Here is a 26618-nt window from a genome sequence, read left to right on the forward strand (position 1 = left end):
GCGGGGAGCGCCCGCTCCGCCCGGCTCTCGGCGCTGCCGCCGGGGGCCGGTCACGGGTCGGCCCCGGGGCCGGTTCAGAACTGGTTCGGGGCCGGTTCGGGAGCTGGTTCAGGGGCCCGGCCCGGTCAGGGGGCCCGGTCAAGGGGCCCGGTCAGGGGGCCCGGTTCAGGCGCGGGCGATGGCCTCGTGGTGGCGGATGACCTCGGCGATGATGAAGTTCAGGAATTTCTCCGCGAAGACCGGGTCGAGCTTGGCCCCGGCGGCCAGTTCCCGCAGTCGCTTGATCTGGTCCCGCTCCCGGGTCGGGTCGGCCGGGGGCAGCTTGTGCTCGGCCTTGAGCCGGCCGACCCGCTGGGTCGCCTTGAAGCGCTCGGCCAGCATGTGGACCACTGCGGCGTCGATGTTGTCGATGCTCTCGCGCAGGCTGGTCAGCTCAGCCCGTACCGCGTCGTCGATCCCCTCCGGCAGGCCGGCGTCGGGGGTCGTGGGCTGGTCCGTCATCGGGTCGGCTCCCGGTGTCTGGGTGGGGCGCCCGACCGTACGGCGGCCGGGCTCGGACCCCGGCAAATCTAACAGGGCCGCCGCACCGGGCCCGCACCTTCGAAGGATCCGTCCACCATCCGGACAGCCCGCCGGGCCGTCCACCCACCCGGCTCCGGGGCGGCGCTGCCCGTAGGCTGGTGCGTGCATGACCGGAAGTGACGACTCAGCAGCCCCCCATGTTGGAGGAACCGATCGTGGCAACCACCCGCACCGCCCGCACGGCCTGGGAGGGCAACCTCCTCAACGGCAAGGGGCAGGTGACCTTCGCCTCGTCCGGGATCGGCGAGTACCCCGTCTCCTGGCCCTCCCGCGCCGAGGAGCCCAACGGCAAGACCAGCCCGGAGGAGCTCATCGCGGCCGCCCACTCCGCCTGCTTCTCGATGGCCCTCTCACACGGCCTGACCGGCGCCGGCACCCCGCCCACCACGCTGGACACCCAGGCCGATGTCACCTTCCAGCCCGGCACCGGCATCACCGGCATCCACCTGACCGTCACCGGTGAGGTGCCCGGCCTGGACGAGGCCGGCTTCGTCAAGGCCGCCGAGGACGCCAAGGCCAACTGCCCGGTCAGCAAGGCCCTGTCCGGCACCACCATCACCCTCACGGCCAAGCTGGCCTGACCCCTCCTCCCAGGCCCTCCTGGGTGCCCCCGGGCCCCGCTCCCGACCCCGCCCCCGGCGCGCAACCGGCGCCCGGGGGCGCGGCATCGGCTCACACGCTCCCCGCGCACCTCATGTGATGTACACCAAGGGCGTCCGAACGTTCCACCACGCATGATCACAAAGGGGGCGAATCACCCTGGCGGCGGTCACCGCGCGTTGCCGTCGCGGCCTATGATCGGCCGCAGCGCCCTGTTCTCCACCCGGGTCCCCGCGCGACATCGCCCCACGGTGGGCACCCCGCAGCGGACCGACTCCGAGGACCGCGACAGAGTGCGGAGCCGGCCACCGGAATCCCGACTGGGCCGGACGGACCATCGTCAAGCGTCAGCAGCGGACGGGAGCATGCCGTGCCGGGCCAGAACGAGGGGGCCGACGCACACCACCCAGGCGTGCGACGAGAGGAATCGTCACACCACCGCCACCTCGCCGCGCCGGTCCTCACCCCGGACGCCGCCCCCGCCGCTCCGGCCACGGCCACGGCCTGCGGCACGCTGGAGGACCCCGGGGTGCTGCTCTGCCCCACCTGCTCGGCCCCACTGACCGCCGACGGCCACCGGGGCGCCGACCGGCCGCCCGCGGCGCTGCGGGCCAGCGAGTCCCGGTTCCGGGCCGCCTTCTGCGACGCGGTCATCGGCATGGCCCTGATCGACCCCGAGGACCGGATCATCGAGGTCAACCCCGCCTTCGCCGGCCTCATCGGCCGCAGGGTCGGCGACCTGGTCCAGACCCACCTGCACGAGATCATCGACCCGGAGGGCCTGCCGCACCGGCTCTTCACCGAACTCGTCCGCGGTGGGCGGGAACGGTTCCGCGTGGAGAAGCAGCTCAGGCACCGCGAGGGCCACACGGTCTGGAGCAAGGTCACCGTCTCCCTGATCCGGGACACCACCGGGCAGCCGCTCTACACCCTCGCGCTGGTGGAGGACATCACCGAGCAGCGTCTGCTCGGCGACCGCCTGGAGTTCCAGGCCCTGCACGACCCGCTGACCCGGCTGCCCAACCGGACCTTCTTCTTCGACCGGCTCGACGCCGCCTGCCTGCCGGGGGCCGAGGGCCCCGGGGCTGATGCGGACTCGGGTGCGGACGTGGGTGCGGGCGCGGGCGTGGGCGCGGGTGCGGACTTGGCAGTCCCCGTGGTTCAGGGGGACGGGCGCCGGGTCGGCGTCTGCTATCTGGACCTCGACGGCTTCGCGGCGATCAACGAGACCCTCGGCCACCACATCGGCGACCAGCTGCTGGTCGCCGTCGCCGCCCGACTGCGGCACGGGCTCTCCGAGCGCGACGCCCACCTGGTCGCCCGGATGGGCGGCGACGAGTTCGCCGTCCTGGTCTCCGACAGCCTGGGCAACGAGCAGCTGACCGCGCTGGCCGGGCGGATCCTGGAGGTGCTGGAACGTCCCTTCGACATCGCCGGGCACCGATTGGTGATCACCGCCAGCGTGGGCGTCGTCGAACGGTCGGTGCACGAGACCACCCCGGCCGACCTGGTGAAGGACGCCGACGCCACGCTCTACTGGTCCAAGGCCGACGGCCGCGCCCGCTGGACCCTCTACGACCCGGACCGCGGCGCCCACCAGCTCACCCGCCAGCTGCTCGCCACCGCGCTGCGGCCTGCCCTGGAACGCGGCGAGTTCACCATCGAGTACCAGCCGCTGGTCGGCCTGGCCGACGGGGCGGTCCACGGCGCCGAGGCCCTGGTCCGCTGGCGCCACCCCCGCTACGGGACGCTCTCCCCGGACCGCTTCATCCCGCTCGCCGAGGAGTCCGGCGCGATCGTGCCGCTCGGCAAATGGGTGCTGGAGGAGTCCTGTCGCCAGGCCAGGCAGTGGCTCACCGAGTTCCCCGACACCGAGACCTTCGTGAGCGTCAACCTGGCGGCCCGCCAGATCTGGGACTCCGACGTGGTCGCCGACGTCGCCCGAGCCCTGGAACTCACCGGACTGCCGGCCCGGCTGCTCCAACTGGAGATCACCGAGAGCGCCCTGCTCGGCCCGGGCGGGCGCCCGCTGCAGGCCCTGCAGGCGCTGGCCGACATGGGCGTGCGGATCGCCATCGACGACTTCGGCACCGGCTACTCCAACCTGGCCTACCTCTCCCGGCTGCCGGTTCACGTCCTGAAGCTCGACGGCACCTTCATCGAGGGCTTCCGCGACCCGGCCCCGACGGACCGTCCGGGCCTCCCCGAGCTCCGCGCCCGCCGCAGCGACGCCGACGAGCAGATCGTCGGCGCGATGGTGCAGCTGGCCCACACCCTCGGCCTGACCGTCACCGCCGAGGGCATCGAGAGCGCCGCCCAGGCCGAGCGGCTCCGGCTGACCGGCTGCGACACCGCCCAGGGCTGGTACTTCGCCCGCCCGGGCGAGGCCGAACTGGTCGCCGCGATACTCCGCGAGGGCCGCCCCGCCCCGGACGGCCGCTAGGCCGGGAACGTCCGGGCCGGGGCAGGAGCTCCGGCAGGACGGCCACGGTCGGGCCAACGCCGCCGGGGCGTCGCTGCCGGGCCGTGGCCGTGGCCGTCCGACGGTGGCTCTCGGACGGCGGCTGTCAGGCCTTGGCCGTCAGGCCGTAGGCCTCGGCGATCAGACCGTAGGAGCGGATCCGGGCCTCGTTGCCGTGGACGTGCGAGGTGACCATCAGCTCGTCCACCCCGGTCCGCTTGCGCAGGGCCTCCAGACCGTCCGCGACCTGGCCCGGCTCACCCAGCACCACGTTCTCAAGCAGGCTGTCCATGAAGTCCGCCTCGGCCGGGCTGTACGGGTACTCCTCGGCCTGCTCCGGGCTGGGGATCGGGCCCACCTGGCCGCTCCGGAGCCGGAGCATGCCGAGGGCGGCGGAGCGGGCGAGGCGGAGGGCGGAGGCCTCGTCGTCGGCGGCGACGGCGCTCACGCCGATCAGCGCGTAGGGCTCGCTGAGCACGGCGGAGGGGCGGAAGGACGATCGGTAGAGGTCCAGCGCCGGGATGGTGTTGGTGCTGCTGAAGTGGTGGGCGAAGGCGAACGGGAGGCCCAGACGCCCGGCCAGCTGGGCGCTGAAGCCGGAGGAGCCGAGCAGCCAGATCGGCGGGCGGCCCTCGCTCCGGGGGACGGCGGTCAGCCGCGCGTACGGGTGGCCGGAGGGGAAGTCCCCGTCGAGGAAGTGGGTCAGCTCGGCGAGCTGCCGCGGGAAGTCGTCCGCACCCTCGCCGAGGCCGCGGCGCAGCGCCCGGGCGGTGGCCGGGTCGGTGCCGGGGGCGCGGCCGAGCCCGATGTCGATCCGGCCGGGGTGCAGGGCCTCCAGCAGGCCGAACTGCTCGGCGATGGCCAGCGGGGCGTGGTTGGGGAGCATGACCCCGCCCGAGCCGAGCCGCAGCGTCGTGGTGTTGGCCCCGAGGTGGGCGAGGAGGACGGCCGGGGTCGAGCTGGCCACCCCGGGCATGCCGTGGTGCTCGGCCACCCAGAAGCGGTGGTACCCCCACTGCTCGGCCCGGCGGGCCAGCTCGGTGGTGGCCGCGAGGGCCTCACCGGGCGTGTACCCGACGCCGACGCTGGCCAGGTCGAGGATCGAGAGCGGAGCGGGCGCCGTACCGCGGGCGGTCCCCCGGATCGCCTGGTCGATCCGCGGCTCGGTTCCGTGCCCCTGCTGGTCCTCGGTGGTCATCCCGTGTTCCTCCTGGCTGTCCTTGATCCGGCTGCCCTCTGGGCCTGCCGTCGTGAGCGACCGCACGGGTCTCGGACGGCCCTGCGATCGCTACTGCCAAGCAGCATCAACTACGGCTCCGGACCCGCTGTTCCCTTGAGCCGGAAGCGTTCCAACCACTTCGCCCCGGAACGGCCAACCCTTGACCTGTTGACCGAGCGCCAGCACACGGACACGGATGGCGACTTCACGCCAGGGGTGGAAGTCGCCAGCCCCGGGCCTCGCGGTCGACGGCGGACATCCGGCAGGCTGGCGATCAGGAGCGGGACGCCCAACGGGAACCCCACTCCGCAAGCAAGATCGTCGGGCTGGACCAGCACCGGACGATCCCCGCGAGCCCTCGGCGCGGCACCCCGCCCCGGGGGCTCGTTCCATGTGCGGCGCCCCTCCGCCGGTCACCTGCCGCCCGCCACCGCCGTCCCCACCGGTTCGCCGCCGCCCGTGGCCGAGCCCGGTGATCTGTGGTCCCCTGCCGTGATCCTCGGCATACCGGGGTGCTTCATGGCATGAAAAGTCGAGGCGCTAGCGTTGACTCAGCAGCCTCCTGCTCCCCCGGGCGGCGTGGAGGGAGTAAGGCCTTGGACTTCGTGGCGACGATCGGATCCTCATGGATCTGCGCCCTGGCCCTGTTCGCCGTACTCGGCGACGCCCTGCTCCCCTTCATACCGAGCGGCACGCTGGTCATCCTGGCCGTGCTCAAGACCGCGCAGATCAACGGCGCCCCGGTGCTGCTGGGCCTGGGCGTGGCGGTGGCCTCCTTCCTGGGCGACCTCCTACTGCTCCACCTCGCCCGGCGCGGCGCCCCGCTGCTGCAACGCCGGCTCGCCCGGCGCCCGAAGCTGGCGGCCAGCGTGACCCGGGTCCAGCAGTCCCTGGTGGAACGCCCCCACAGCGGGGCGGCCGCGATGGTGGTGATCGCGCGGTTCGTGCCGGCCGGGCGGACCGTCCTGGACCTGGCCATAGGCCACTCCCCCGCCCATCCGCACCGCTTCCTGCACTGGTCGGCACTGGCCGCACTGGTCTGGGCCGCCTACATCGTGACGCTGGGCTGGCTGAACAGCCACTGGTTCAACACGGCCTGGCTCAGCCTGGCGGTCTCCTGCGCGGCGGCCACCGTCATCAGCACCGCGATCGCGCGAGTGGTGCGCCGCAACCGGCGGTTGGCCTCGCTCTAGTCCTCCCGCGCCCCTCCATCCGCTCGGGCCGCACCAGCCACTCTGGCCGCCCGGCGGGCGACTTCCGGTCACCGGGTCGCGCCAGAGGCACAGTTCTCCCCTTTATGGGGCGGCGAACCGCACCCGGCGCTGACGACCCCTGACCGGTCCGGGCAGGGCGGCGGTACCGTACTTCCCTGGCAGCGCACGGTGCAAAGCGTCACAAGACCGCAACAGACGACGAATCCTTGCAGCCCTGCCGGGCGCGCCTGACGTGTTGACTGTCGTCAGAGCCCGGCGACCTTGGTGGCCGCCAAGGCGACATGACATGCTAACGGCGGAATATTCATCAATTGCCCGATTTGACCGGTGCGGCCTCGGGCCGCCCTCACCACCGGTATCGGCACCCAGGGGAGACCATGACCAGCATCTCGCGCAGGACGGTGCTCAGTGCTACCGCCGCGACCGCAGCCCTCGGCGCGGTCGCGGCCTGCTCCAGCGGCGGATCCGGTTCGGGGCAGAACTCCTCCTCCCCCTCCTCCGGCGACGCGACCACCCCCCAGGGCGGCACCGCGGACCCGACCCAGACGGTGATCCCCAAGGGCACCCCGATCGGCGACGGCTCCAACGCGGACACCGGTCCCCAGCCGAACCAGCCCAAGCCCGAGAAGCTCAAGCCGGGCGAGCGGCCTCCGCAGTTCGTGGTGTTCTCCTGGGACGGCGCGGGCGGCACCGACGACGGCCAGTTCCCCCGCTTCCTCAAGCTGGCGGAGCAGTACAAGGCCACGATGACCTTCTTCCTCTCCGGCATATACGCCCTGCCCAAGAGCAAGGCCGACCTGTACCACCCGCCGAAGCACTCGGTCGGCGCCTCCGACATCCCGTACCTGTCGGACGGCGCGGTCAAGAGCACGCTCAAGCTCGTCAGCCAGGCCTGGCTGGCCGGACACGAGATCGGCACCCACTTCAACGGGCACTTCTGCTCCAGCCGTCCGGACAAGAACGGGGTCAACATGTGGACCCCGGACGACTGGCAGAGCGAGATCGACCAGGCGATATCCTTCGTCACCCAGTGGCGGACCAACACCGGCTTCACCGACGTCGACCCGCTCCCCTTCGACTACAAGAAGGAGCTCATAGGCGGCCGCACCCCGTGCCTGGAGGGGCAGAAGGCACTGCTGCCGACCATAGCCAAGCTGGGCTGGAAGTACGACGCCAGCTCCTCGGGCGGCCTCCAGATATGGCCGCAGAAGGTGCAGGACGGCAAGGTCTGGGACTTCCCGCTGCAGTCCATACCGTTCCCTGGGCACACCTTCCAGGTCCTGTCGATGGACTACAACATCCTGGCCAACCAGTCCGCCGGCAGCACCAAGGGCGACCCGTCCAAGTACGGCGACTGGCGCACCCAGGCCGCCAACTCCTACCTGGCCGGCTTCGACCGGGCCTACAACAGCAACCGCGCGCCGTTCTTCATAGGCAACCACTTCGAGCAGTGGAACGGCGGCATCTACATGGACGCCGTCGAGGAGGCGCTCAAGACCATCGCGGGCAAGCCCGAGGTCCGGCTGGTCTCCTTCCGGCAGCTGGTCGACTGGCTGGAGGTCCAGGACCAGTCCACCCTGCGCAAGCTGCGCACGCTCAACGTCGGCCAGGCACCGGCCAACGGCTGGGAGAGCTTCCTCGGCACCGCGGGCTGACGCTCCGCGCCACGGCGCAACCGTCGGATACGGCCGGCGGAGTGTGAGCACCCCGCCGGCCGCGGTCGTCCGGGTCGGATCGGTTACCCGGCGACGGGGACGTCCGCGAGCAGGCTGCGGACGATGCGGTCGGCCCCGGCCTCTCCCCAGAGGATCGAGTAGTGGTTGGTGCCCGGCACCAACGAGGCCGGGACCCTCTGCCGGTCCAGCCCGGACAGCCCGATCCGCTGATCGTCGTACAGGCCCTGCGGCTCGTTGAGCAGGCCGCGTTCCGCCCAGAGCAGCTCGGCCGGGCAGGGCAGCCTGTGCACGGCGCCCGCCGCCTCCTGGTCCAGCAGGGCCTGGGCCCCATCGGCCTGCACGGCCTCCAGCACGCAGGAGGACCGCAGTTCGGGCTCGACGCCGACGAGGTCGCGCTGGGTGTAGGCGTCGATCCCCTCCGACCAGTCGTCGCCGAAGGCCGGGTGCCGGCGCCAGAACTCCCGGTAGGCGTCCCGGTCCGGGAAGGTCATCGACAGCCTGGCCAGGGCGGGCCCGAGCACTGCGGCCAGGGCGTCCTCCTCGCGGACGCCCTCCGGGAGCGGGAAGCTCACCGCGCCGTCCACCAACAGCGCCCGGCGGACGAGTTCGGGGTGCCGGACGGCGGCCAGGGCGGTGACCCAGGCCCCCATCGAATGGCCGACGACCGTGACGGGCCCCGCGCCGAGGGCGGATATCAGCGCGGCCACGTCGTCGGCGTGCCGGGCCAGCCCGTACGGTCCGGCGACCGAGCTACTGGCGCCGCGGCCCCGCAGGTCGGGCGCGAGCAGGGTGACCCGTCCGGCGAGCCGGCGGGCGACCTCGTACCAGGCGAGGCCGTTGGCGGTGATGCCGTGCACCGCCACGACCGTCGGGGCCTCCGGCCGGTCGGCGGGCCAGCGCAGGACGGACAGGTCCCCGCCGAGCACGGGTACGGTCAACTCCTCGGGCTTCAGGGGCGACTGGCTCACGCGGGAGTACCTCCGGTGGGGCGGGCGGTCCGGACGCCGGTCGGCGCTGGGACCGAACGGGCGGATCGGGCGGCGCGGATGCGGGCAGGCAGTCTAGCCAGGCCGCCGGGTAGCAGGTAGACCACGGCGACGAACAAGGCCCCTAGCAGGAAAAGAGGTTGGGAGAGCGGCACGCGCAGCACCGCGGGCAGGTCCGCGACGGCGGTCGAGTTCGCGAGGTCCCCGAGCCGGTGGCTCGCCCAGGTGTAGAGGACACCGCCGAGCAGCGGACCCCAGCGAGTGCCGGAGCCGCCGAGGACCACCATGACCAGCAGCGCGAGCGTGGCGTCCGAGCTGGCAGCCTGCGGGGTGGCGCCGCCGGTCAGCAGCAGGTAGACCACCCCGCCCAGCCCGGCGAGCCCGCCGGCCATCACGAAGGCGACCAACTTGTAGCCGTAGGGCCGGAGTCCGAGCACCTCCACCCGGCGCTCGTTCTCCTTGATCCCCTCCCAGACCCGCCCGGCCGGCGAGTTGACGGCCCAGTAGACCGCGGCGACCGTCAGCACCAGGTAGCCGACGGCGATCCAGTAGAGGTTGGCGGTGTTCTCGATCCCGAGCAGGCCCGGGGGCAACAGGTCGGCCGGGGCGGAGCGGCCCTCCTCACCCCCGGTGATGCCACCGGGGTTGCGCTGGACGAGGATCGAGCCGGCCTGGGCGAAGGCGAGGGTGACCATGGAGAAGCCGATGCCGGTGACGCGCAGGCTCACCGAGCCCAGCAGCAGGGCGAGCAGCACGGTGCACGCGACCCCGAACACCGCGGCGGCGGCGAAGGGGAGCTGCAGCTCCAGCATGCCGAGGTCGGTGGCGTAGAGGCCGGTCGCGAAGTAGAGCGCGTGGCCGAAGGAGAGCAGTCCGGTACGGCCGAGCAGGAGGTCGTAGCCGGTGGCGAGGGCCCCGTAGAGCAGGCACAGGGCGAGGAGTTGGAGACTTCCGGGACTGCCGAGCGGGCCGTCGAGCAGTCCCGGGACGGGAAGCGCACTATATGGGGCGACAAGGAGCGTGATCAGCAGTGCGATCGGCCACCAGCGTAGCGCTCTGTGCACGCCTGTCCAGCGGTTAGTGATTGAATCACCCGTTCGAGGGATGGCGCCGGGCTCGCCCCCGTGTTCACAATGGGTCTCGGCGAGGCCGGTGTCAGTCCCCCTCTCCACAATGGCGGTGTCGGCGGAGCTGGTGTCAGTCCCCTCTGCTGGTATGGCGGTCATGGCAGGGCTGGTGTCAGTCCCCCCTGCCGAGGTGGCGGCGCTGCGGTTGGCCGCGGGGCCACCGGTGCTCGTGATCGGTGTTTCGGCGCTCACGCGAGCCTCCCGGTGAGTCCACGGGGTCGGACCAGAAGCAGCACGGCGAGCAGGACGACGACCGAGAGGTCTCCGAGCCCGGCGCCGGTGTAGTAGTTGGCGAACTGCTGGACGAGGCCGACGCCCACCGAGGCGGCGGCGGCCCCGGTCACGGAGCCCATGCCGCCCATCACCACGACGACGAAAGCGAAGATGAGCAGGCCGGTCCCCTGGCCAGGGCTGACCGAACCGAAGTAGAGGCCGCCGAGGGCACCACCGAGAGCGGCGGCGGCCCCTCCGATGGCGAAGACGAGGGTGAACGCCTTCCGGACATCGATGCCGAGCGCCGTGACCATCGCCCGGTCCTCGACGCCGGCCCGGACGATCAGCCCGTAGCGGGTACGGGCCAGGAACAACCGAAGAGTGAGCAGCACCAGCGCGGCGGCGGCCACGAGCACGAAGCGGTTGACCGGGACGGTCGCACCGAGCACGTGCCAGGTGCCGGACAGCAGGGCCGGCTGGGGGAAGGGGCGGGAGTCCGCGCCCCAGACCCCCATCAGCAGGGCGGGTATGGCGAGCCCGACCCCGACGGTGGCGAGGATCTGGTCGCGCGGGCGGCTGTAGAGCGGCCGGATCAGGAAGAGCTCCAGCAGGACGGCGGCGGCCGTCCCGAGCAGGGTGCCGAACGGCACCGCGAGCCAGAAGGGGAAGCCAGCCTCGGTGCCGGCCCACCAGGTGGCATAGGCGCCGATGGAGAGCAGGGCGCCGTGCGCGAAGTTGAGCACGTCCATCAATCCGAAGATCAACGACAGACCGGAGGCGACCAGGAAGTACAGCGCACCGAGACCGAGACCAGTACAGAGAAGGAGAACGACGGTGTCCATCAGGGCTTCACCTCCGCGGTGACGACAGGGGTGGCCGGGGAGGCGGCGGGCCGGGGCCCGCCGGCGAGCGGGTGACGGGAGCCGACGCCGAGCAGGCGGCGGGCGGCCTCCTCGTCGGCCAACAGCTCGGCGGTGTCGCCCCGGTGGGCGGTCCGGCCGTCGGCCAGGACGGCGCAGGTGCCGGCCAGCCGGCGGACGAGGGCGAGGTTCTGCTCGACCAGGAGAACGGGCACGGCCTCGGCCGCGCGGGCCAGCACCTCGGCCACCTCGGTGACGATCTTCGGGGCCAGGCCCTTGGTGGGCTCGTCGGCGATGATCAACCGGTTGCGGTTGAGCAGCGTCCGGCCGATCGCCACCATCTGCTGCTGGCCGCCGGAGAGCGTCCCGGCCAACTGTCCTGAGCGTTGCTTGAGTTCAGGGAAGAGCTCGTGGACGAGTGAGTAGTTCGGCTCGTCCGGCTCGCCCCCGTCCCGGGCGGCGCGCTCGGCGAGGCGAAGGTTCTCGGCGACCGTCAGGCCCGCGAAGATCCCTCGGTCCTCTGGCGCGTAGCCGATGCCATGTCGAACCACCAAGTGAGTGGGAAGGTAGGAGAGTTCGGCACCGGCGAGGCGGATGCTCCCGGTGCGCGGGACCAGGCCCATGACGGCCTTGACGGTGGTGGTCTTGCCGGCGCCGTTGCGGCCCAGCAGGGCGGTGACCCCGGCGGGGGCGACATCGAGGTCGACGCCGTGCAGGATGTGCAGCCCGTCGATGACCACCCGCAGGTCGCGGACGGAGAGGAGGGGTTCGACAGCGGACGGCCGAGAGGAGGAGGGCTGCGAGGAAGGCGAAGGCGTCGAGGAGATCGGAGAGGAGGTGGTCACAACGCCTCACCCAGGTAGGCCTGCTGAACGGTCGGGTCGGCCATCACGGCCTCGGGGGTGTCCAGGGCGAGCAGGGTGCCGTGGTGCATCACCGCCAGGCGATCCGCCAGGCCGAGCAGGACGTCCATGTGGTGCTCGACCATCAGGACGGTCCGGCCGAGCTCGCGGTGGACGGAGCGGATCAGTTCGGTGAGGGCCGGCACCTCCTCCGCGCTGACGCCCGCCATCGGCTCGTCCAGCAGGATCAGCCGGGGGTCGGAGACGAGCAGGACGGCCAGCTCCAGCTTGCGCTTCTCCCCGTGCGAGAGCGAGGCCGCCAAGGTGTCGGCACGGTGGGTGAGTTCGGTGCGGTGCAGGGTGTCGTCCACCTGCTCCTGGTAGCGGTGGGCACGGCGCCAGAGCCGGTACGAGGCACCCGGCCCGGCCGCCGCCTGGGCGGCCAGGCGGACATGGTCGGCGACCGTCATCCCCGGCCAGAGGGAGGAGGTCTGGAAGGTGCGGCCGAGCCCGCGGCGCGCCCGGGTGTGCACGGCCTCGGCGGTGATGTCCACGCCGTCGAGGTGGAGGCTGCCGTGGCTCGCCGGGTAGATGCCGGAGATCAGGTTGAAGAGGGAGGTCTTACCGGCCCCGTTGGGCCCGATGAAGGCGATGAACTCGCCTTCGCCGACCGAGAAGGAGACGTCCTCGACGATCGGCACACCGCGCACGGACCAGCCGAGTCCGTCCAGTTGCAGCACCGACGAGGAGGAGCCCCGAGAGGAGGCACGCGGAGAAGAGGAGGACAGCGAAGAAGAGGACGGCGAAGTGGAGGCAGCAGGAGCCGACATCGGGATCAGCCCGCCATCGGGCTGACCGGCGGCGCGACCTCGTCCGCGGTCAGGGCCTTCTCCACCGAGGGCTTGGCAGCGGCCCCGGTGCCGGTCAGCCGGACCTGGAACATCGGCTGGAGGAGGGCGTGGTCCTCGGCGCGGACCGTGGTCGCCCCCTTCACACCGTCGAAGCTCCACCCCTCCAGCGCCTTGACCAGAGCCGAAGTGTCGTCGGCGGAGCCATGGTTGGCCTCGACGGCGTGCACGATCATCTGGGCGGCAGTGAAGCCGTCGGGGGTGAAGATGTCGGGCTTTCCACCGGCGGCGGTGACGGCCTCGGTCATGGCCTTCTCCACCGGGGTGCCCGCGGCGCCGTCGAAGTAGTGGTTCAGGAAGGAGATCTTCTCGGCGGCCGGGCCGAACAGCGGGTAGGAGGCGGCCACGTCCAGCCCGGTGACGACCTTGGTGTCGGTGAACACGTCCTGCTGGTTGAGAGCCGTCCACAGGGCCGACGCGGTGTCGCCCGCCCAGGCGACGAACAGCAGGTCGGGCTTGGCGGTCTTGGCCTGGGTGGCGAAGGGGGTGAGGTCGGTGGCGCTCGGCGGGGCGAGCACCTGGTCCACCGTCGCGCCCTGGGCGCCGAGCACTGCCTTCACGGCGGCCACGTTGGCCTGCCCGAAGGCGTTGTCCTGAGCGAGCACGGTGACCTTCTTGCCCTTGGCGTCACCGATGAACGAGGCCGCGGTCCTGATGTCCTGGTAGGACTGGCGGCCGGAACGGAAGGTGTACTTGTTCAAGCCGGTGACCTTGTCGGCGGCGGCCGGGCCGCTGATGAAGAGCACCTTGTTCTGGGCCGCGATCGGTCCGACCTGGAGGGCGACGCCGGAGGCGGTGGAGCCGGCCAGGACCTTGTAGCCCTTGCCGATCAGGTCCTTGGCGGCGGACACCGCCTTGGCCGGGTCACCGGCGTCGTCCTGCTCCTCGAACTCGATCTTGTGCCCGTCGACCACGCCGGTGCCCTTGGTCGCGTAGCCCAGTCCGGCCTTGAAGCCGTCCAGGTATTGCTTGCCGTAGGCGGCCAGCGGTCCGGTCTTGGAGTACACCAGGCCGACCTTGACCGGGGCCTTGGTACCACCGCCGTCCGCCGCGGCCGTCCCGGCGGTGCCGGCCTTGGCGCAGCCCGCGGCGAGCAGGACGCACGCCGCGAGGGCGGCGAGCTTCCGGGCCGGGCCGCCGGTCAGGGCCTCGCCCGGGCGGGCGCCGGAGGCGGTCCTGGTGGGGACTGTGGTGCTGCGCATGGTGACCGACTCCTGAGGGTGCGGCGGGTGGATGCGGGAACCGTAGGTGTGCGGTGGGATCGGCGACATGTGCCAGGGCGACGTATCAGCCCCTCTGGATGTGGCTCCGATCGACATACCGCCGAGTCGGCACCGCTCACCGAACAGCCACATGTGGTCTGCCAACACGGGTTGGTGCATGCCCATGGTGGTGGCCGCCATGGCTGTGGCGGCCCGCGCCCGGTGACGGTGGAAAGGCACGGAGCCCGTCCGACCGTGGCTCCCGACCGCTCCCACTCCCTCACGAGGTGACCCCTTGGACAAGGTCCTGGACTCCCCCGCCGACGCCGTCGGGGACATCCCCGACGGCGCGGTGCTGGCCGTTGGCGGCTTCGGCCTGTGCGGCATTCCGAGCACGCTGATCGGCGCCCTGGTGGAGGCCGGCACCTCCGGGCTGCGCGTGGTCTCGAACAACTGCGGGGTCGACGACTGGGGGCTGGGCCTGCTGCTGCGGGCGGGCCGGATCGCCCGGATGACCTCCTCGTACGTCGGGGAGAACAAGGAGTTCGCCCGGCAGTACCTCTCCGGCGAGCTGGAGGTCGAGCTGACCCCGCAGGGCACGCTGGCCGAGCGGCTGCGTGCCGGCGGCGCCGGCATCCCGGCGTTCTTCACCCCGGCCGGGGTCGGCACCCAGGTCGAGGAGGGCGGGCTGCCCTGGCGCTACGCGGCGGACGGCTCGGTGGCCCTGGCCTCACCGCCCAAGGAGGTGCGGGAGTTCGGCGGCCGTCGGTACCTGCTGGAGGAGGCGATCACGGCGGACTTCGCATTGGTCCGGGCCGAGGTGGCGGACCGGCACGGGAACTGCGTGTTCCACGCCGCCGCCCGCAACTTCAACCCGCTCTGCGCGACGGCGGGCCGAATCACCCTGGTCGAGGCGGACCGGATCGTCGAACCGGGCGAGCTCGCCCCGGACGCGGTGCACCTGCCCGGGGTGTACGTCGACCGAGTGGTGGCCGCCGGCCCCGAGGACCGCCGCGTCGAGCGCCGGACCGTCCGCCCCGCCCTCCAGGAGGCCTGAACCGATGCCCACCCCGACCACTGCCGGACAGACCGCCGAGCGCCCGGCCCCTCGCCTCGACCCGCGCAACGCCCTGGCCGCCCGCGCCGCCCGGGAGTTGCGCGACGGGCAGTACGTCAACCTGGGCATCGGCCTGCCGACCCTGATCCCCAATCACCTTCCGCCCGGCGTCCAGGTGGTGCTGCACTCGGAGAACGGCATCCTCGGCGTGGGCCCGTACCCGGTGGAGGGTGCCGAGCACGCCGATCTGATCAACGCGGGCAAGGAGACGGTGACGGTCGCCCCCGGCGCCTCGTACTTCGACTCCGCCTTCTCCTTCGGCATGATCCGGACCGGCCGGATCGACGTCTCGGTGCTCGGCGCGATGCAGGTGTCGGCCGCCGGGGACCTCGCGAACTGGATGATCCCCGGCAAGATGGTCAAGGGCATGGGCGGTGCGATGGACCTGGTGCACGGCGCCCGCCGGCTGATCGTCGTGATGGAGCACACCGCTCGGGACGGCTCCCCGAAGATCGTCCGCGAGCTCTCACTCCCCGCCACCGGCAGGGCAGTTGTGGACCGGATCGTCACCGATCTGGCCGTGGTCGACGTGACCCCGGAGGGGCTGCGCCTGGTGGAGACGGCACCGGGGGTGAGCTTCGCCGAGGTGCAGGCGGCCACCGGCGCCACCCTGCTACCCCCGCTCTGACGGAATCAGCCTGAACGGACGGAACCGGCGGAACCCGAGGAACCCGAGGAACCCGGAGAACGAACAGGACCGAGAGAACCGAATCCGCCACCCACGGCCGGACCGCCCCTCCGAGGAGCAACTCCCTGGAACGGTCCGGCCGTTCGCATGCCGTTCGCGCAGCAGCGGCGGCATCACCACCCCGCCCCCCGGCACCGAATTCCCCGCATTAGCACCGCCGCCGACCGGCGCGGCCGGAACCGTAGCATCTTCACGCTTGCGCGGTGATCGTTTTCCCGAATGGTTGCGATCACCGTTGCGCTCCGGGAGAGTTGAGGAAGCCAAGGATCTCCGCACACCCCGGAGGGGAAGCTGGATTGTGCACCGGGATCCCGCATTCGAAGCCGCCGCACAGGCCCACAACTGAACCGGTCGCACACACTTCACGTGTCGGACAGCCCGGAAACTGTGGCAAGGACCGCAGTTCACCGGGCCGCGTTCTGCCCGGACGGCTTCGGAGCGAGGCGAGGCACCGCCGAGCGAAGCAAGGCGCAATACTCCGGGGGGAGCAGCTATGACCACGCCGTCCTCGCGACGGAGGGCCGTCCGACAACCGGGCGCCCAACAACAGGACGCCCGACAACCGGGCACCCGACGGAACGCCGTCGGAACGACGGCCCGCCACGGGCGCGGCCGCAGGGCCGAACGGTCCGACAGCACCGGACGGTTCGACGAGGCCGACCTGGCCGCCATACCCGCACCCGAAGCCCCGTACGACTACGGCCACTTCAGCCGCCTGGCCGGCCCGGCGGTCGATCCGGACGAGGACCGGGAACTCGGCGGCGGCGTCTACCGGCCCGAACCGGGAGACTGGGCGACGACGGCCGTGGGAGCGGAGGCCACAGGAGCGGAGGCCACGGGCGCGGCGGCAGCACCCGCCCCCTCCGCCCCCTACCGCGTCCAGTACCGCAGCCTGCTGCGCCACGAACCCCACCGGATCCGGGCCGCGCTGCTGATGATGGCCGCCCCGCTGGTGGAGGCGGTGTTGCTGATCTGGCTACTGCTGCCCGAGCACTGGCCGGAGCGCCTCGACGAGACCAACACCCTGGTGCTGCTCGGCGACAAGGTGATGGTCGGGATCATCGCCGTGGTCGAGGTGTTCCGGCTGGTCAACGTGGTCTCCAACACCCACGCGACCCTGGTCGCCCGCGACCCGATACCCGTGACGCCGCAGCCGGGCACCCGGGTCGCCTTCCTCACCACCTGCGTGCCGGGCAAGGAGCCCCCGGAGATGGTCCGGGCCACGCTGGTCGCGGCCCGCGCCGTCCGGCACGAAGGACCGTACGACGTCTGGCTGTTGGACGAGGGAAACGATCCTGCGATGCGGGCCCTCTGCGCCGAGCTGGGCGTGCACCACTTCACCCGCTCCGGTCGTCCGCACTGGAACCGGCCGAAGGGGCGGTTCCGCGCCGGGACCAAGCACGGCAACTACAACGCCTGGCTCCAGGCGCACGGCGACGACTACGACTTCTGGGTGTCCGTCGACACCGACCACGCGCCACTGCCCGACTTCTGCGAGCGGATGCTCGGCTACTTCCGCGATCCGGACGTCGCATTCGTGGTCGGGCCGCAGGTGTACGGGAACTACCGCAGCTCGGGCTCGGCCGTCACCAAATTCTCCGAGAGCCAGCAGTACCTCTTCCACGCCCTCATCCAGCGCGCCGGAAACCGTTACGGCGCACCGATGTTCGTCGGCACCAACAACGCGGTCAGAATCCGCGCGCTCCAGTCGATCGGCGGGTTGTACGACTCCATCACGGAGGACATGGCGACCGGCCTGGAGTTCCACCGGAGCCGAAACCCGGAGACCGGGGAACGCTGGAAGTCCGTGTACACCCCGGACGTGCTCGCGGTGGGCGAGGGCCCCTCCTCCTGGACCGACTTCTTCTCCCAGCAACTGCGCTGGAGCCGGGGAACGTACGAGACCCTGCTCACCCAGTACTGGCGGGCGATCTGGCGACTGTCCCCCGGGCGAGCGCTCAACTACTCGCTGATGGTGGGCTTCTATCCGATGGCGGCGCTCACCTGGCTGCTCGGCGGCGTGTCCAGCGTGCTCTACCTGGGCTTCGGCGCCTCCGGCGTCCACGTCTCCTCGGAGATCTGGATGATGCTCTACAGCGACGCCGCCGCACTCCAACTCCTGCTCTACACCTGGAACCGCAAGCACAACGTGAGCCCGCACGAGCCGGCCGGTTCCTCCGGGGTCGCGGGCATGGTGATGTCGGCGCTCTGCGGCCCGGTCTACGCCGCCTCGCTGCTCCAGGCGCTGGTCCGCCGCCGCAGCCGCTTCGTGGTGACGCCCAAGGGCCGCTCGGCCAGCGCCGACCGGCTCGGCACCTTCCGCTACCACCTGTTCTGGACGCTGGTGTTCGGCGGCGCCATCGCCGCCTCCTTCCACACCGGCTACGACCACGTCGCGATGCGCACCTGGGCCTGGATCGCCCTGGCCCTGACCCTGCTGCCGGTCCTGATCTCGGCCGGCGACGCCGTGCGCCGCCGCCGCACCCGGCCCACCGCCACTCTCACCGTCACGGGCGATCCGGCGGCGGTCCCGACGGTCCTCCTGGAGAAGCGCCGCCCGCGCCACGCCCGCAACCCGCCCGCCGCGCTCGACTCCCCCACCCTCCAACTCCGCCTGGACTCCCCCACCCTCCAGCTACGCCTCGGCACCTCCGCCCCCGACCGGGCCGAGAACAGCACCCCCCACTGAGAGCCCCCGCTGACAGCCCCTACCGAAAGCACCCACTGAGAGCACCCACTGAGAGCCCCCATCGAGCCGCCCCGCCCCACGAGCCTCCCGTACCTCCCGAGGGGACCAACCACCGTGAAGATCCACAAGACCGGCCGCACCAAGCGCTTCGCCCTCGGCAGCACCGTCGCGCTGACCGTCGCCGGAATGAACGCCCCGGCTGTCCTGGGCTTCGCCAGCGAGCAGTACCACCAGTACGTGATCAACCGCCCCGAGTACAAGGCGCAGTACGGCCACTGGCAGACCCTGACGCTGCCCGCCGAGTTCCGGGTCAACGCCGTCCACGCCACCCTGTTGCGCACCGGCAAGGTGCTCATCGTCGCCGGTTCCGGCAACGACGAGAAGCAGTTCAACGCGGGCACCTTCAAGAGCCTGCTCTGGGATCCGGCCAAGAACACCTACAAGCTGATTCCCACACCCGCGGACATGTTCTGCGGTGGCCACACCTCGCTGCCGGACGGCCGGGTGCTGGTGGCCGGCGGCACCCAGCGGTACGAGAAGCTGGACGGCGCGGTGAAGAAGGCCGCCGGCGTGATGCGGGTGCGCAACGAGAGTCCGGAGCGCGACCGCACCTTCCCCAAGGGCACCGTGTTCGTCGGCCCGAACGGCCGCGAGTACGCCACCACCGCCCCGGTGACCGTCCCCGCCGCGACCAAGACCGGCTCCGGCAAGCAGACCGTGGTCACCGCCGGCGAGCAGCACGTGTTCGTCGAGGCGGTCGGCGACGGCCCGGACTACGTGGCCGGCTCGCCCGCCCAGTACCGGATCAAGGGCCTGACCGGCGCCGACTCGCACAACCTGTACGGGCAGAGCGAGAAGCTGACCCTGGACAAGCAGGACTACCAGGGCATCCGCGCCGCCTTCGAGTTCAACCCGGACACCGAGCTCTACGAGCAGGTCACCGACATGGCGCACGCCCGCTGGTACCCGACCCTGACCGGGCTGGGCGACGGCCGGGTGGTCACCGTCTCTGGGCTGGACGACACCGGGCAGATCCTCAACGGCAACGACAACGAGGTCTACGACCCGAAGACGAAGAGCTGGGCCAAGGCCCCCGACCGCTACTTCCCGACCTATCCGTCGATCTTCCTGACGGCCTCCGGCAAGCTCTTCTACTCCGGTTCCAACGCCGGATACGGCCCGGCCGACAAGGGCCGCGAGCCCGGCCTGTGGGACCTGTCGAACAACACCTTCCAGCCGGTCCCCGGCCTGCGCGACCCGGGCCTCACCGAGACCTCCGCCTCGGTGCTGCTGCCGCCCGCCCAGGCGCAGAAGGTCATGGTGCTCGGCGGCGGCGGGGTGGGCGAGTCCCCGCTGTCCACGGCCCGCACCGACATCGCCGACCTGTCCGCCGCCAAGCCCGCCTACACTCCGGGCCCGGACCTGCCGGCCGGCGGCACCCGCTACCTCAACAGCGTGATCCTCCCGGACGACACCGTCTTCACCACCGGCGGCTCCAGCGGCTACCGCGGCCGGGGCGACAGCGACCTGCTCAAGGCGCAGGTGTACCACCCGGACTCCAACAGCTTCAGCACCGCCGCCGAGCCCGTCGTCGGCCGCGACTACCACTCCGAGGCGCTGCTGCTGCCGGACGGCCGGGTCGCCGTGCTCGGCTCCAACCCGCTCTTCGCGGACAAGGCCGAGACCCAGCCGGGCGGCTTCGAGCAGCGCATCGAGATCTACACCCCGCCGTACCTGTACCACGGCGACCGCCCGCAGGTGACCGCCGCACCGGTGGCGGCGAAGCTCGGCGGCAGCCTCAAGGTCGGCACCTCCCGGCCGGACGCGGTGACCACCGCCAAGCTGATCCGGCCGAGTTCGGTGACCCACGTGACCGACGTCGAGCAGCGCTCGGTGGCCCTGGACATCACCGGGCGGACGGCGGACGGGGTCTCACTCGCCCTCCCGGGCAACCCCAACCTGCTGCCGCCCGGCTGGTACATGCTGTTCCTGACGGACAGCGCGGGCACCCCGTCGGTCGCCCGCTGGATCCAGGTGACCGGCTGAACCCGGGCCCCCGCGGACACCCGGAGCCCCAGCAGGACCACCCGGGGCCTCAGCGCATCGCCGCCTGCGCCAGCCCCAGCGCGTACGGCAGCCAGAACTCGCCCGCCCGGGGCTCGCCACGGCCGCACTCGCCGTCCGACTCCCCCGGGTTCTTGATCCACAGGTAGGCGTCGACCCCGGGCTTGCCGGTCTCGGTGGTCGGCGGCTCGCCGAGTGCCCGGCCGGGCGGGTTGCACCAGGAGTCGGCGCCCAGCGAGCCGTTGCCGCTGCGGCTGGTGTCGATGACGAAGTGCTTCCCGCCCAGGGCGGCGGAGAGCCGGTTGCCGTACGCCACGTTCCGGTCGACGGGGTAGAAGTTGGCGACGTTCACCGCGAAGCCGTCCGCCGCCGCGATGCCCGACTTGCGCAGGGCGGCGGCCAGTTCGTCCGGGTCCTGGGCCCAGCCGGGGTTGCCGGCGTCCAGGTAGACCCGGACGTTCGGCTGCTTCTTCAACTCCTGGACGGCGAAGGCCAGGAGGCCGTACCGCTCGGCGGCGAGGTCGCCCTTGATCCCGCAGTAGTCCAGGGTGTGCGCGACGGCGTCCGGCTCCAGCACCACCCAGGCCCTGCGGTCGCCGAGGGCCTGCGCGACGCCGGTGATCCAGGCCCGGTAGGCGGCGGCGTCGGGGGCACCGCCGGCCGAGTACTGGCCGCAGTCGCGGTGCGGGATGTCGTACGCGACGAAGACGGCCGTCCGGCCGGCCTCGGCGGCACGGCGGCTCACCTGTTCGGCGATCTCCCTGGCCCCCTGCTCACCGAGCCACTGCGAGGAGGGCTGGGCGGCGATCCGCAGCAGGGTGTCGGCCTCGGCCGCGCGGCCCTGGGAGCGCAGCGTGGCGACCTGCCGGGCGGCGTTGGTCTGGTCGGAGACGTAGAAGGCCTGTCCGGGGAGCTGGGCCGGTCCGCCGGGCCCGTCCGGCGTCCTCGCGGCGGTGGCGGGGGCCGTGGCACCGGTGGCACCGGCCGCCCCACCGCTCCCCGCCTCACCGTTCCCCGCGCCGCCGCCGCTCGCTCCGCCGTCCGTCCCGCTGCAACCGGAGACCGCCAGCATCAGAGCGGCCAGTAGCAGACCACCGGCCGGAACAGCCCCCCGAAACGTTCCTCTCCGCCCCACCCCGCGCACGTACCGCCCCTCCGAGCCGGCCCTCCCCAGGACCGGTCCGGCGACCGGTCGGCACCAGCTAAGCACAGTCGGCCCCGGCCGACGGCCCCCATCGGTGAACGGCAAGTGGCCGTGGGCGAACGGAAGTCCACCCACGGCCACCCGCACGTCCGACCGTGCTCAGCCCTGCTTGAGGTCCGGCACCTGCCAGTCGATCGGCTCGACGCCGAAGCCGTCCAGCGCCTCGTTGATCTGCGAGAACGGGCGGCTGCCGAAGAACAGCTTGGCGGACAGCGGCGACGGGTGGGCGCCCTGCACCACCACGTGCTTCTCGGTGTCGATCAGCGGCAGCTTCTTCTTCGCGTAGTTGCCCCACAGCACGAAGACCACCGGCTCCTCGCGCGCGCTCACCGCCTTGATCACCGCGTCGGTGAACTTCTCCCAGCCCTTCGCCTTGTGCGAGTTGGCCTCGTGCGCGCGGACCGTGAGCACCGCGTTGAGCAGCAGCACGCCCTGCTCGGCCCAGTGCATCAGGTAGCCGTTGTCCGGGGCGGGGATGCCGAGGTCGGCGTCCAGCTCCTTGAAGATGTTGCGCAGCGAGGGCGGCGTCCTGGTGCCGGGCAGCACCGAGAAGCTCATGCCGTGGGCCTGGCCGTCGTCGTGGTACGGGTCCTGACCGAGGACGAGCACCCGGACCTTCTCGTACGGAGTGGCCTCCAGTGCGGCGAACTCCTGGCCGCTCGGCGGGAACACCTGGTGCTCCGCGCGCTCGGCCGCCACGAAGGCCGCCAGCTCGGCGAAGTACGGCTTCTCCGCCTCCTCGCCCAGCACCTCGCGCCAGGACTCGGGCAGGTCCAGCCCGCCGCCCTCGCCGGCCTCGACCACGCCCGCCTCGACCGTGTCCGTCACGACATCTACCTCCCACACCGCGGCTGCTGCGCCGCCTGCCCTCTTACACCCCGAACGCTACACATCCCCACCGACAACCCACGCCACGGGAGCCGGAGCAGAACTGCCGCCACGGCCCGGCCGAGACGGTGAACGCGGCGGCCACGGCGGCGAGTTCGGCCGGGTCCCGCCCCTCGCGAGTCACGGGCACGCTCCCGGGACCACGAGCACGGCCCCAAGGCGCGAGCCCCGCCCCGGCGCTCGGCCGGGACGGGGCTCGCGACAGCACCGCGGACGCTAGATCAGCTCGACCAGGTCCGCGATCGACTTGACCACCCGGCTGGGCCGGTACGGGAAGCGCTCCACGTCATTGGCCGAGGTCAGGCCGGTGAGGACCAGGATGGTCTCCATGCCCGCCTCCATGCCCGCGACGATGTCGGTGTCCATCCGGTCGCCGATCATCACCGCGGTCTCCGAGTGGGCGCCGGCGGTGTTGAGCGCCTCGCGCATCATCAGCGGGTTGGGCTTGCCGACGAAGTACGGGTCGACGCCGGTGGCCTTGGTGATCAGGGCCGCGACCGAGCCGGTGGCCGGCAGCACGCCCTCGGTGGAGGGGCCGGTCTCGTCCGGGTTGGTGCAGATGAACCGGGCGCCCTGGTTGATCAGGCGGATCGCCTTGGTGAGCGCCTCGAAGGAGTAGGTGCGGGTCTCGCCGAGGACGACGTAGTCGGGGTTGTTGTCGGTCAGGACGTACCCGGCCTGGTAGAGCGCGGTGGTGAGGCCGGCCTCGCCGATCACGTAGGCGGTGCCGTTCGGCCGCTGGCTCTTGAGGAACTTGGCGGTGGCCAGGGCGGAGGTCCAGATGCACTCCTCGGGCACCTCCAGGCCCATCCCGGCCAGTCGGGCGCTGAGGTCGCGCGGGGTGTAGATGGAGTTGTTGGTGAGGACCAGGAACGGCTTGCCGGACTCCCGGAGCCTGCGCAGGAACTCCTCCGCGCCGGGGATCGGCGTGCCCTCGTGGATGAGGACGCCGTCCATGTCGGTCAGCCAGGACTCGATGGGCTTGCGGTCTGCCACGTGCGTGTCTCCCGAAGTGTTGCAACGTCTTGCGTAGGGCCCTGACGCGGCACAGCCTAATCCGCACGGGTGGTCGGGGACAGAACGTCCCGCCCAACGGGATACGGCGGCCGTCCGACGGAAACCGGGAGCAACCGGGCACCTCGTGGTTGAGTGGGCGCATGAACCCGCTGACCGCCTCCCGTCCCTTCCGCGTCGGCCTGATCGGTTACGGCCTGGCCGGCTCCGCCTTCCACGCCCCGCTCATCGCCACCACGCCCGGGCTGCGGCTGGACGCCGTGGTCACCGCCAACCCCGAACGCCGCGAGCAGCTGCGCCGTGAGCACCCCGACGCCCGCGCCGTGGACACCCCCGAGCAGCTGCTCGCCGACCCGGAGGCGCTGGACCTGGTCGTCATCGCCTCTCCCAACCGCACCCATGCCCCGCTGGCCCGCGCCTGCCTCCAGGCCGGCCTGGCGACCGTGGTGGACAAGCCGCTGGCCGGCACCGCCGCCCAGGCACTGGAGCTGTGCCGGCTCGCCGAGGCCCGGGGCACCCTGCTCTCGGTGTTCCAGAACCGGCGCTGGGACGGCGACTTCCTCACCGCGAGCCGGCTGGTGCGCGGTGGCGCGCTCGGCCGGGTGCACCGCTTCGAGTCGCGCTTCGAGCGCTTCCGCCCGAAGCCGAAGCCGGGCTGGCGCGAGCTGGCCGATCCGGCGGAGGTCGGCGGCACGCTGTACGACCTGGGCAGCCACCTGGTCGACCAGGCGCTGACCCTGTTCGGGCCGGTGGAGACGGTGTACGCGGAGATCGACGTGCGCCGCGACGGCGCGGTGGTGGACGACGACGCGTTCCTCGCGCTCACCCACGCCTCCGGCACCCGCTCGCACCTGTGGACCAGCGCCATCACCCCGCTGATCGGCCCCCGGCTGCGGGTGCTCGGCGACACCGCCGGGTACGTCAAGCTCGGCATGGACCCGCAGGAGGCCGAGCTGCGGGCGGGCCACCGCCCGGACGGCACCCACCCGTGGGGCGCCGACGTGCCCGCGCACTACGGCACCCTGGGCACCGACGAGTCGGCGATCTCCCTGCCCACCGACCCGGGCGACTACCCCGCGTTCTACGCCGGCATCGCCGCCGCCCTGGCCACCCCGGGCACCCCGCCCCCGGTCGACCCGCGCGACGCGGTGGCCACCCTCACCGTCCTGGAGGCCGCCCGCGCCTCCGCGGCCACGGGGACGGCGGTCCGGCTGGACTGACGGGCGGCCACGCGGCTCGCTTTACCCTTCCTTGACCGTCCTCCTACGATGACCGCATGAGCACACGTCGGGGGCGGCAACTCAGCGTCGAGGAGCGGCAGGAGCGCGAGCGGGCGTGGTCCGCCGACCAGAAGGAGCGCGAGAAGGCGTGGACCGCGGAGTTCGAGCAGCGCCAGAAGGCCGCGGCGGCCGAATCGTACGAGCGGGGCGTCGCCCAGGAGCGGGAGGCCTGGGCCAAGGGCGAGCGCGCCGGGAACATCGGCTACCTCGACGTCACCGGGCCCGACGGGCGGCGCGTCCGGCTCGCGGTGGTGTGGCTCGGCAGGTTCCGGGCGACGTCCAAGCGGCTGAACGACTACGACCCGCTGCGAGGCTTCCAGGCGTTCGGCGACGGGGCCCTGCTGCTCATCCCCCTCGCCGCCCTGGTCGGCCTGAACTTCGCGCTCCGCTGGGCGGTCCTCCGGCTGCTCGGCCGCCCCCGCTGGGCCGTCGCGGCCGCGGTCGGACCGCACGTCGGCACCTCCGGCAACAACCTGGTGCTGCGGCGCTTCCAGGCCCGGCAGGACGCCCTGCGGTACGCGGCGGCCCTGGCGGACGAGGTCGAGCGCGACGGGGAAGCCGCGCTCACACCCCGCTGACTCACGCCCTGGCGCCTCACACCCCGATGATCTCCACCGCCGAGCCCAGCCCCCGGAAGTCCGCCACGTTGCGGGTGTACAGCGGCAGCCCGTGGGCGGAGGCCACGGCGGCGATCATCAGGTCTATCCGGCGCGGGCGCGGCTGCCGCCCGGCGGCGATCGTCAGGGTGACCAGCGTCCCGTAGCGGGCGGCGGCGGCCGCGTCGAAGGGCAGCGGGTCGAAGTCGGCCATCGCCGCGCCCAGCACCTCCAGCCGGGCGGCCCGGCTGGCCGGGTCGCGGGCCATCGACACGCCCTGTTGCAGCTCGGCGAAGGTGATCGCGGTCAGCTCCGGTACGGCCGGAAGGTCGGCTGGGCTCAGCAGCGCCAGGTCGATGTACACGCAGGTGTCCAGCACCCCGGCCGGCCGCCGCCGGGGCGCCCTCCGGCGCTCAGCCACGCCGCCGCTCGAACGGGTCGTCGCCCTCGTCCCCCACCAGCTCCTCGGGGCCGAAGTACTCCTCGGACTCCTTGCGCATCTGCTGGTAGTCCACCCGCGGCAGCTTCACGTGCCGCGCCACCAGCTCCTCCGCGGTGAGCCGCCGCCGCCCGGACACCGGCCGCAGCTCCGCGACCTCGACCCCGTTCCTGGTGATGTGGAAGGTCTCCCCCGCCTCCACCGCGTCCATCACCGCGGCGGAGTTGTTCCGGAACTCCCGCTGGGTAATCGTCTTCATGCCTCCACGGTAGCCCCGCGTAGCACCCGTGGCTACGCCTCGGACACCGCATTCGAGGCCGCCTCGAAGGCCTCCCGGAAGACCCGCGTTCGAGCCCGGTTCGAGGATTCCGCGCGTGGCGGGAACCCGACGGACCGTAGGATCGTCGTCCTGAACGTCCGGGAGCCGGAAGCACCGAGGGAGGGGAGCGCACCGTGACCGTGATCGCGATGCTGCTGGGCCTGCTCCGGGTGCTGACCGGGGACATGGTGACCGACGGCGGGACGCTGGCGTCCGTCGCCGCCGTGGCGGCCGTGGTGCTGGTGGCCGGGGCGGTCGCTGGGGCGCTGGCCGGGGCCCGGCTGCTGGGCGCGCGGGCGCCGGCGGCGGTGCGCAGCGGTGTGCTGCGGCGCCGGGCGTTCCGTACGGCGTTCCTTCCGCAGCGTGATCCGGACGCCCGGGGCAGGCGACGCCCCAGGGCACCGGGCGCGGCCCCGGCGGCCGCGTAACT

At 72.3% G+C, this 26618-nt stretch carries 24 protein-coding genes; 11 read left to right on the plus strand and 13 right to left on the minus strand.

The window, feature by feature from the left end:
* Nucleotides 1-165: 165 nt before the first annotated feature.
* A complete protein-coding gene (locus RZ50_RS14690) occupies nt 166-501 on the minus strand; it encodes a chorismate mutase (RefSeq protein WP_196950108.1) in 336 nt (111 codons plus the stop codon).
* Nucleotides 502-737: 236 nt separating this feature from the next.
* Here RZ50_RS14690 and RZ50_RS14695 point away from each other — a divergent pair, with 236 nt between their 5' ends.
* Both RZ50_RS14695 and RZ50_RS14700 read left to right on the plus strand, forming a co-directional pair.
* Nucleotides 738-1163 carry an OsmC family protein gene (locus RZ50_RS14695; protein ID WP_196950107.1) on the plus strand — a complete coding sequence of 142 codons (426 nt, stop codon included), beginning with the start codon at nt 738-740 and terminating at the stop codon, nt 1161-1163.
* 431 nt (nt 1164-1594) lie between these two features.
* Entirely contained in the window at nt 1595-3625 is a 2031-nt protein-coding gene (locus RZ50_RS14700) for a bifunctional diguanylate cyclase/phosphodiesterase (protein ID WP_196950106.1), read from the plus strand.
* A gap of 124 nt (nt 3626-3749) precedes the next feature.
* Here RZ50_RS14700 and RZ50_RS14705 read toward each other — a convergent pair whose 3' ends face one another.
* Nucleotides 3750-4841 carry an LLM class flavin-dependent oxidoreductase gene (locus RZ50_RS14705; RefSeq protein ID WP_196950105.1) on the minus strand — a complete coding sequence of 364 codons (1092 nt, stop codon included), beginning with the start codon at nt 4839-4841 and terminating at the stop codon, nt 3750-3752.
* Nucleotides 4842-5467: 626 nt separating this feature from the next.
* Between RZ50_RS14705 and RZ50_RS14710 the strand changes: the two genes are divergently transcribed.
* Nucleotides 5468-6055 carry a DedA family protein gene (locus RZ50_RS14710; protein WP_217680541.1) on the plus strand — a complete coding sequence of 196 codons (588 nt, stop codon included), beginning with the start codon at nt 5468-5470 and terminating at the stop codon, nt 6053-6055.
* Between the two features lie 398 nt (nt 6056-6453).
* Nucleotides 6454-7731, plus strand: a complete 1278-nt coding sequence (locus RZ50_RS14715) for a hypothetical protein (protein WP_196950103.1) — start codon at nt 6454-6456, stop codon at nt 7729-7731.
* An 83-nt stretch (nt 7732-7814) separates the two neighbouring features.
* Here RZ50_RS14715 and RZ50_RS14720 read toward each other — a convergent pair whose 3' ends face one another.
* The 6 genes from RZ50_RS14720 to RZ50_RS14745 all read right to left on the minus strand — a co-directional run bounded on the left by RZ50_RS14720 (nt 7815) and on the right by RZ50_RS14745 (nt 13890).
* Nucleotides 7815-8720 carry an alpha/beta fold hydrolase gene (locus tag RZ50_RS14720; RefSeq protein WP_196950102.1) on the minus strand — a complete coding sequence of 302 codons (906 nt, stop codon included), beginning with the start codon at nt 8718-8720 and terminating at the stop codon, nt 7815-7817.
* Entirely contained in the window at nt 8717-9844 is a 1128-nt protein-coding gene (locus RZ50_RS14725; RefSeq protein WP_374199947.1) for a branched-chain amino acid ABC transporter permease, read from the minus strand. The genes RZ50_RS14720 and RZ50_RS14725 overlap by 4 nt, the downstream gene beginning before the upstream one ends.
* A 209-nt stretch (nt 9845-10053) precedes the next feature.
* Nucleotides 10054-10920, minus strand: coding sequence for a branched-chain amino acid ABC transporter permease (locus RZ50_RS14730; RefSeq protein ID WP_196950101.1), 867 nt, complete (start codon nt 10918-10920; stop codon nt 10054-10056).
* Complete coding sequence (locus RZ50_RS14735; RefSeq protein WP_254802721.1) at nt 10920-11684, minus strand: ABC transporter ATP-binding protein; 765 nt, start codon at nt 11682-11684, stop codon at nt 10920-10922. Before RZ50_RS14735 ends, RZ50_RS14730 begins: the two co-directional genes overlap by 1 nt.
* A gap of 95 nt (nt 11685-11779) precedes the next feature.
* A complete protein-coding gene (locus RZ50_RS14740) occupies nt 11780-12520 on the minus strand; it encodes an ABC transporter ATP-binding protein (RefSeq protein WP_308271635.1) in 741 nt (246 codons plus the stop codon).
* Between the two features lie 95 nt (nt 12521-12615).
* On the minus strand, nt 12616-13890 hold the full coding sequence (locus tag RZ50_RS14745; RefSeq protein WP_196950099.1) for a substrate-binding domain-containing protein: 1275 nt from the start codon (nt 13888-13890) through the stop codon (nt 12616-12618).
* 295 nt (nt 13891-14185) lie between these two features.
* On the opposite strand from RZ50_RS14745, the gene RZ50_RS14750 reads away from it, so the two are divergent.
* From RZ50_RS14750 to RZ50_RS14765, 4 genes are all read left to right on the plus strand, one after another.
* On the plus strand, nt 14186-14947 hold the full coding sequence (locus tag RZ50_RS14750; protein ID WP_196950098.1) for a CoA transferase subunit A: 762 nt from the start codon (nt 14186-14188) through the stop codon (nt 14945-14947).
* Nucleotides 14948-14951: 4 nt separating this feature from the next.
* Nucleotides 14952-15635 (plus strand): 3-oxoacid CoA-transferase subunit B, encoded by a 684-nt coding sequence (locus RZ50_RS14755; protein ID WP_196950097.1) that lies wholly within the window; start codon nt 14952-14954, stop codon nt 15633-15635.
* Between the two features lie 553 nt (nt 15636-16188).
* The gene (locus RZ50_RS14760) at nt 16189-18384 is read left to right on the plus strand and encodes a glycosyltransferase family 2 protein (RefSeq protein ID WP_196950096.1); all 2196 of its coding nucleotides are present in this window, start codon (nt 16189-16191) and stop codon (nt 18382-18384) included.
* A 114-nt stretch (nt 18385-18498) separates the two neighbouring features.
* A complete protein-coding gene (locus RZ50_RS14765) occupies nt 18499-20430 on the plus strand; it encodes a galactose oxidase-like domain-containing protein (protein WP_374199917.1) in 1932 nt (643 codons plus the stop codon).
* 49 nt (nt 20431-20479) lie between these two features.
* On the opposite strand, the gene RZ50_RS14770 is transcribed toward RZ50_RS14765, so the two are convergent.
* From RZ50_RS14770 to RZ50_RS14780, 3 genes are all read right to left on the minus strand, one after another.
* Nucleotides 20480-21520, minus strand: a complete 1041-nt coding sequence (locus RZ50_RS14770; protein ID WP_196950095.1) for a glycoside hydrolase family 6 protein — start codon at nt 21518-21520, stop codon at nt 20480-20482.
* Between the two features lie 231 nt (nt 21521-21751).
* On the minus strand, nt 21752-22480 hold the full coding sequence (locus tag RZ50_RS14775) for a uracil-DNA glycosylase (RefSeq protein WP_308271636.1): 729 nt from the start codon (nt 22478-22480) through the stop codon (nt 21752-21754).
* A gap of 276 nt (nt 22481-22756) precedes the next feature.
* Entirely contained in the window at nt 22757-23536 is a 780-nt protein-coding gene (locus RZ50_RS14780) for an HAD-IIA family hydrolase (protein WP_196950094.1), read from the minus strand.
* A gap of 161 nt (nt 23537-23697) precedes the next feature.
* Between RZ50_RS14780 and RZ50_RS14785 the strand changes: the two genes are divergently transcribed.
* Both RZ50_RS14785 and RZ50_RS14790 read left to right on the plus strand, forming a co-directional pair.
* On the plus strand, nt 23698-24774 hold the full coding sequence (locus tag RZ50_RS14785) for a Gfo/Idh/MocA family oxidoreductase (RefSeq protein WP_196950093.1): 1077 nt from the start codon (nt 23698-23700) through the stop codon (nt 24772-24774).
* A 56-nt stretch (nt 24775-24830) separates the two neighbouring features.
* A complete protein-coding gene (locus RZ50_RS14790) occupies nt 24831-25412 on the plus strand; it encodes a hypothetical protein (protein ID WP_196950092.1) in 582 nt (193 codons plus the stop codon).
* Nucleotides 25413-25428: 16 nt separating this feature from the next.
* Here RZ50_RS14790 and RZ50_RS14795 read toward each other — a convergent pair whose 3' ends face one another.
* On the minus strand, nt 25429-25851 hold the full coding sequence (locus RZ50_RS14795) for a type II toxin-antitoxin system VapC family toxin (RefSeq protein WP_308271637.1): 423 nt from the start codon (nt 25849-25851) through the stop codon (nt 25429-25431).
* Entirely contained in the window at nt 25844-26128 is a 285-nt protein-coding gene (locus RZ50_RS14800; RefSeq protein WP_196950091.1) for a type II toxin-antitoxin system Phd/YefM family antitoxin, read from the minus strand. Before RZ50_RS14800 ends, RZ50_RS14795 begins: the two co-directional genes overlap by 8 nt.
* A gap of 194 nt (nt 26129-26322) precedes the next feature.
* Between RZ50_RS14800 and RZ50_RS14805 the strand changes: the two genes are divergently transcribed.
* Nucleotides 26323-26616, plus strand: coding sequence for a DUF6412 domain-containing protein (locus RZ50_RS14805; protein ID WP_308271638.1), 294 nt, complete (start codon nt 26323-26325; stop codon nt 26614-26616).
* The last annotated feature ends 2 nt before the right edge of the window (nt 26617-26618 follow it).

The organism is Kitasatospora sp. SUK 42 (genome assembly GCF_015776785.2).
Taxonomy (GTDB): domain Bacteria; phylum Actinomycetota; class Actinomycetes; order Streptomycetales; family Streptomycetaceae; genus Kitasatospora.

Bases quoted from the DNA above. Each gene is read 5' to 3' on its own strand.
- RZ50_RS14755 (WP_196950097.1), top strand. From the start codon at position 14,952: ATGCCCACCCCGACCACTGCCGGACAGACCGCCGAGCGCCCGGCCCCT.
- RZ50_RS14690 (WP_196950108.1), bottom strand. From the start codon at position 501: ATGACGGACCAGCCCACGACCCCCGACGCCGGCCTGCCGGAGGGGATC.
- RZ50_RS14730 (WP_196950101.1), bottom strand. From the start codon at position 10,920: ATGGACACCGTCGTTCTCCTTCTCTGTACTGGTCTCGGTCTCGGTGCG.
- RZ50_RS14800 (WP_196950091.1), bottom strand. From the start codon at position 26,128: ATGAAGACGATTACCCAGCGGGAGTTCCGGAACAACTCCGCCGCGGTG.
- RZ50_RS14785 (WP_196950093.1), top strand. From the start codon at position 23,698: ATGAACCCGCTGACCGCCTCCCGTCCCTTCCGCGTCGGCCTGATCGGT.
- RZ50_RS14715 (WP_196950103.1), top strand. From the start codon at position 6,454: ATGACCAGCATCTCGCGCAGGACGGTGCTCAGTGCTACCGCCGCGACC.
- RZ50_RS14760 (WP_196950096.1), top strand. From the start codon at position 16,189: ATGACCACGCCGTCCTCGCGACGGAGGGCCGTCCGACAACCGGGCGCC.
- RZ50_RS14790 (WP_196950092.1), top strand. From the start codon at position 24,831: ATGAGCACACGTCGGGGGCGGCAACTCAGCGTCGAGGAGCGGCAGGAG.
- RZ50_RS14705 (WP_196950105.1), bottom strand. From the start codon at position 4,841: ATGACCACCGAGGACCAGCAGGGGCACGGAACCGAGCCGCGGATCGAC.
- RZ50_RS14770 (WP_196950095.1), bottom strand. From the start codon at position 21,520: ATGCTGGCGGTCTCCGGTTGCAGCGGGACGGACGGCGGAGCGAGCGGC.
- RZ50_RS14745 (WP_196950099.1), bottom strand. From the start codon at position 13,890: ATGCGCAGCACCACAGTCCCCACCAGGACCGCCTCCGGCGCCCGCCCG.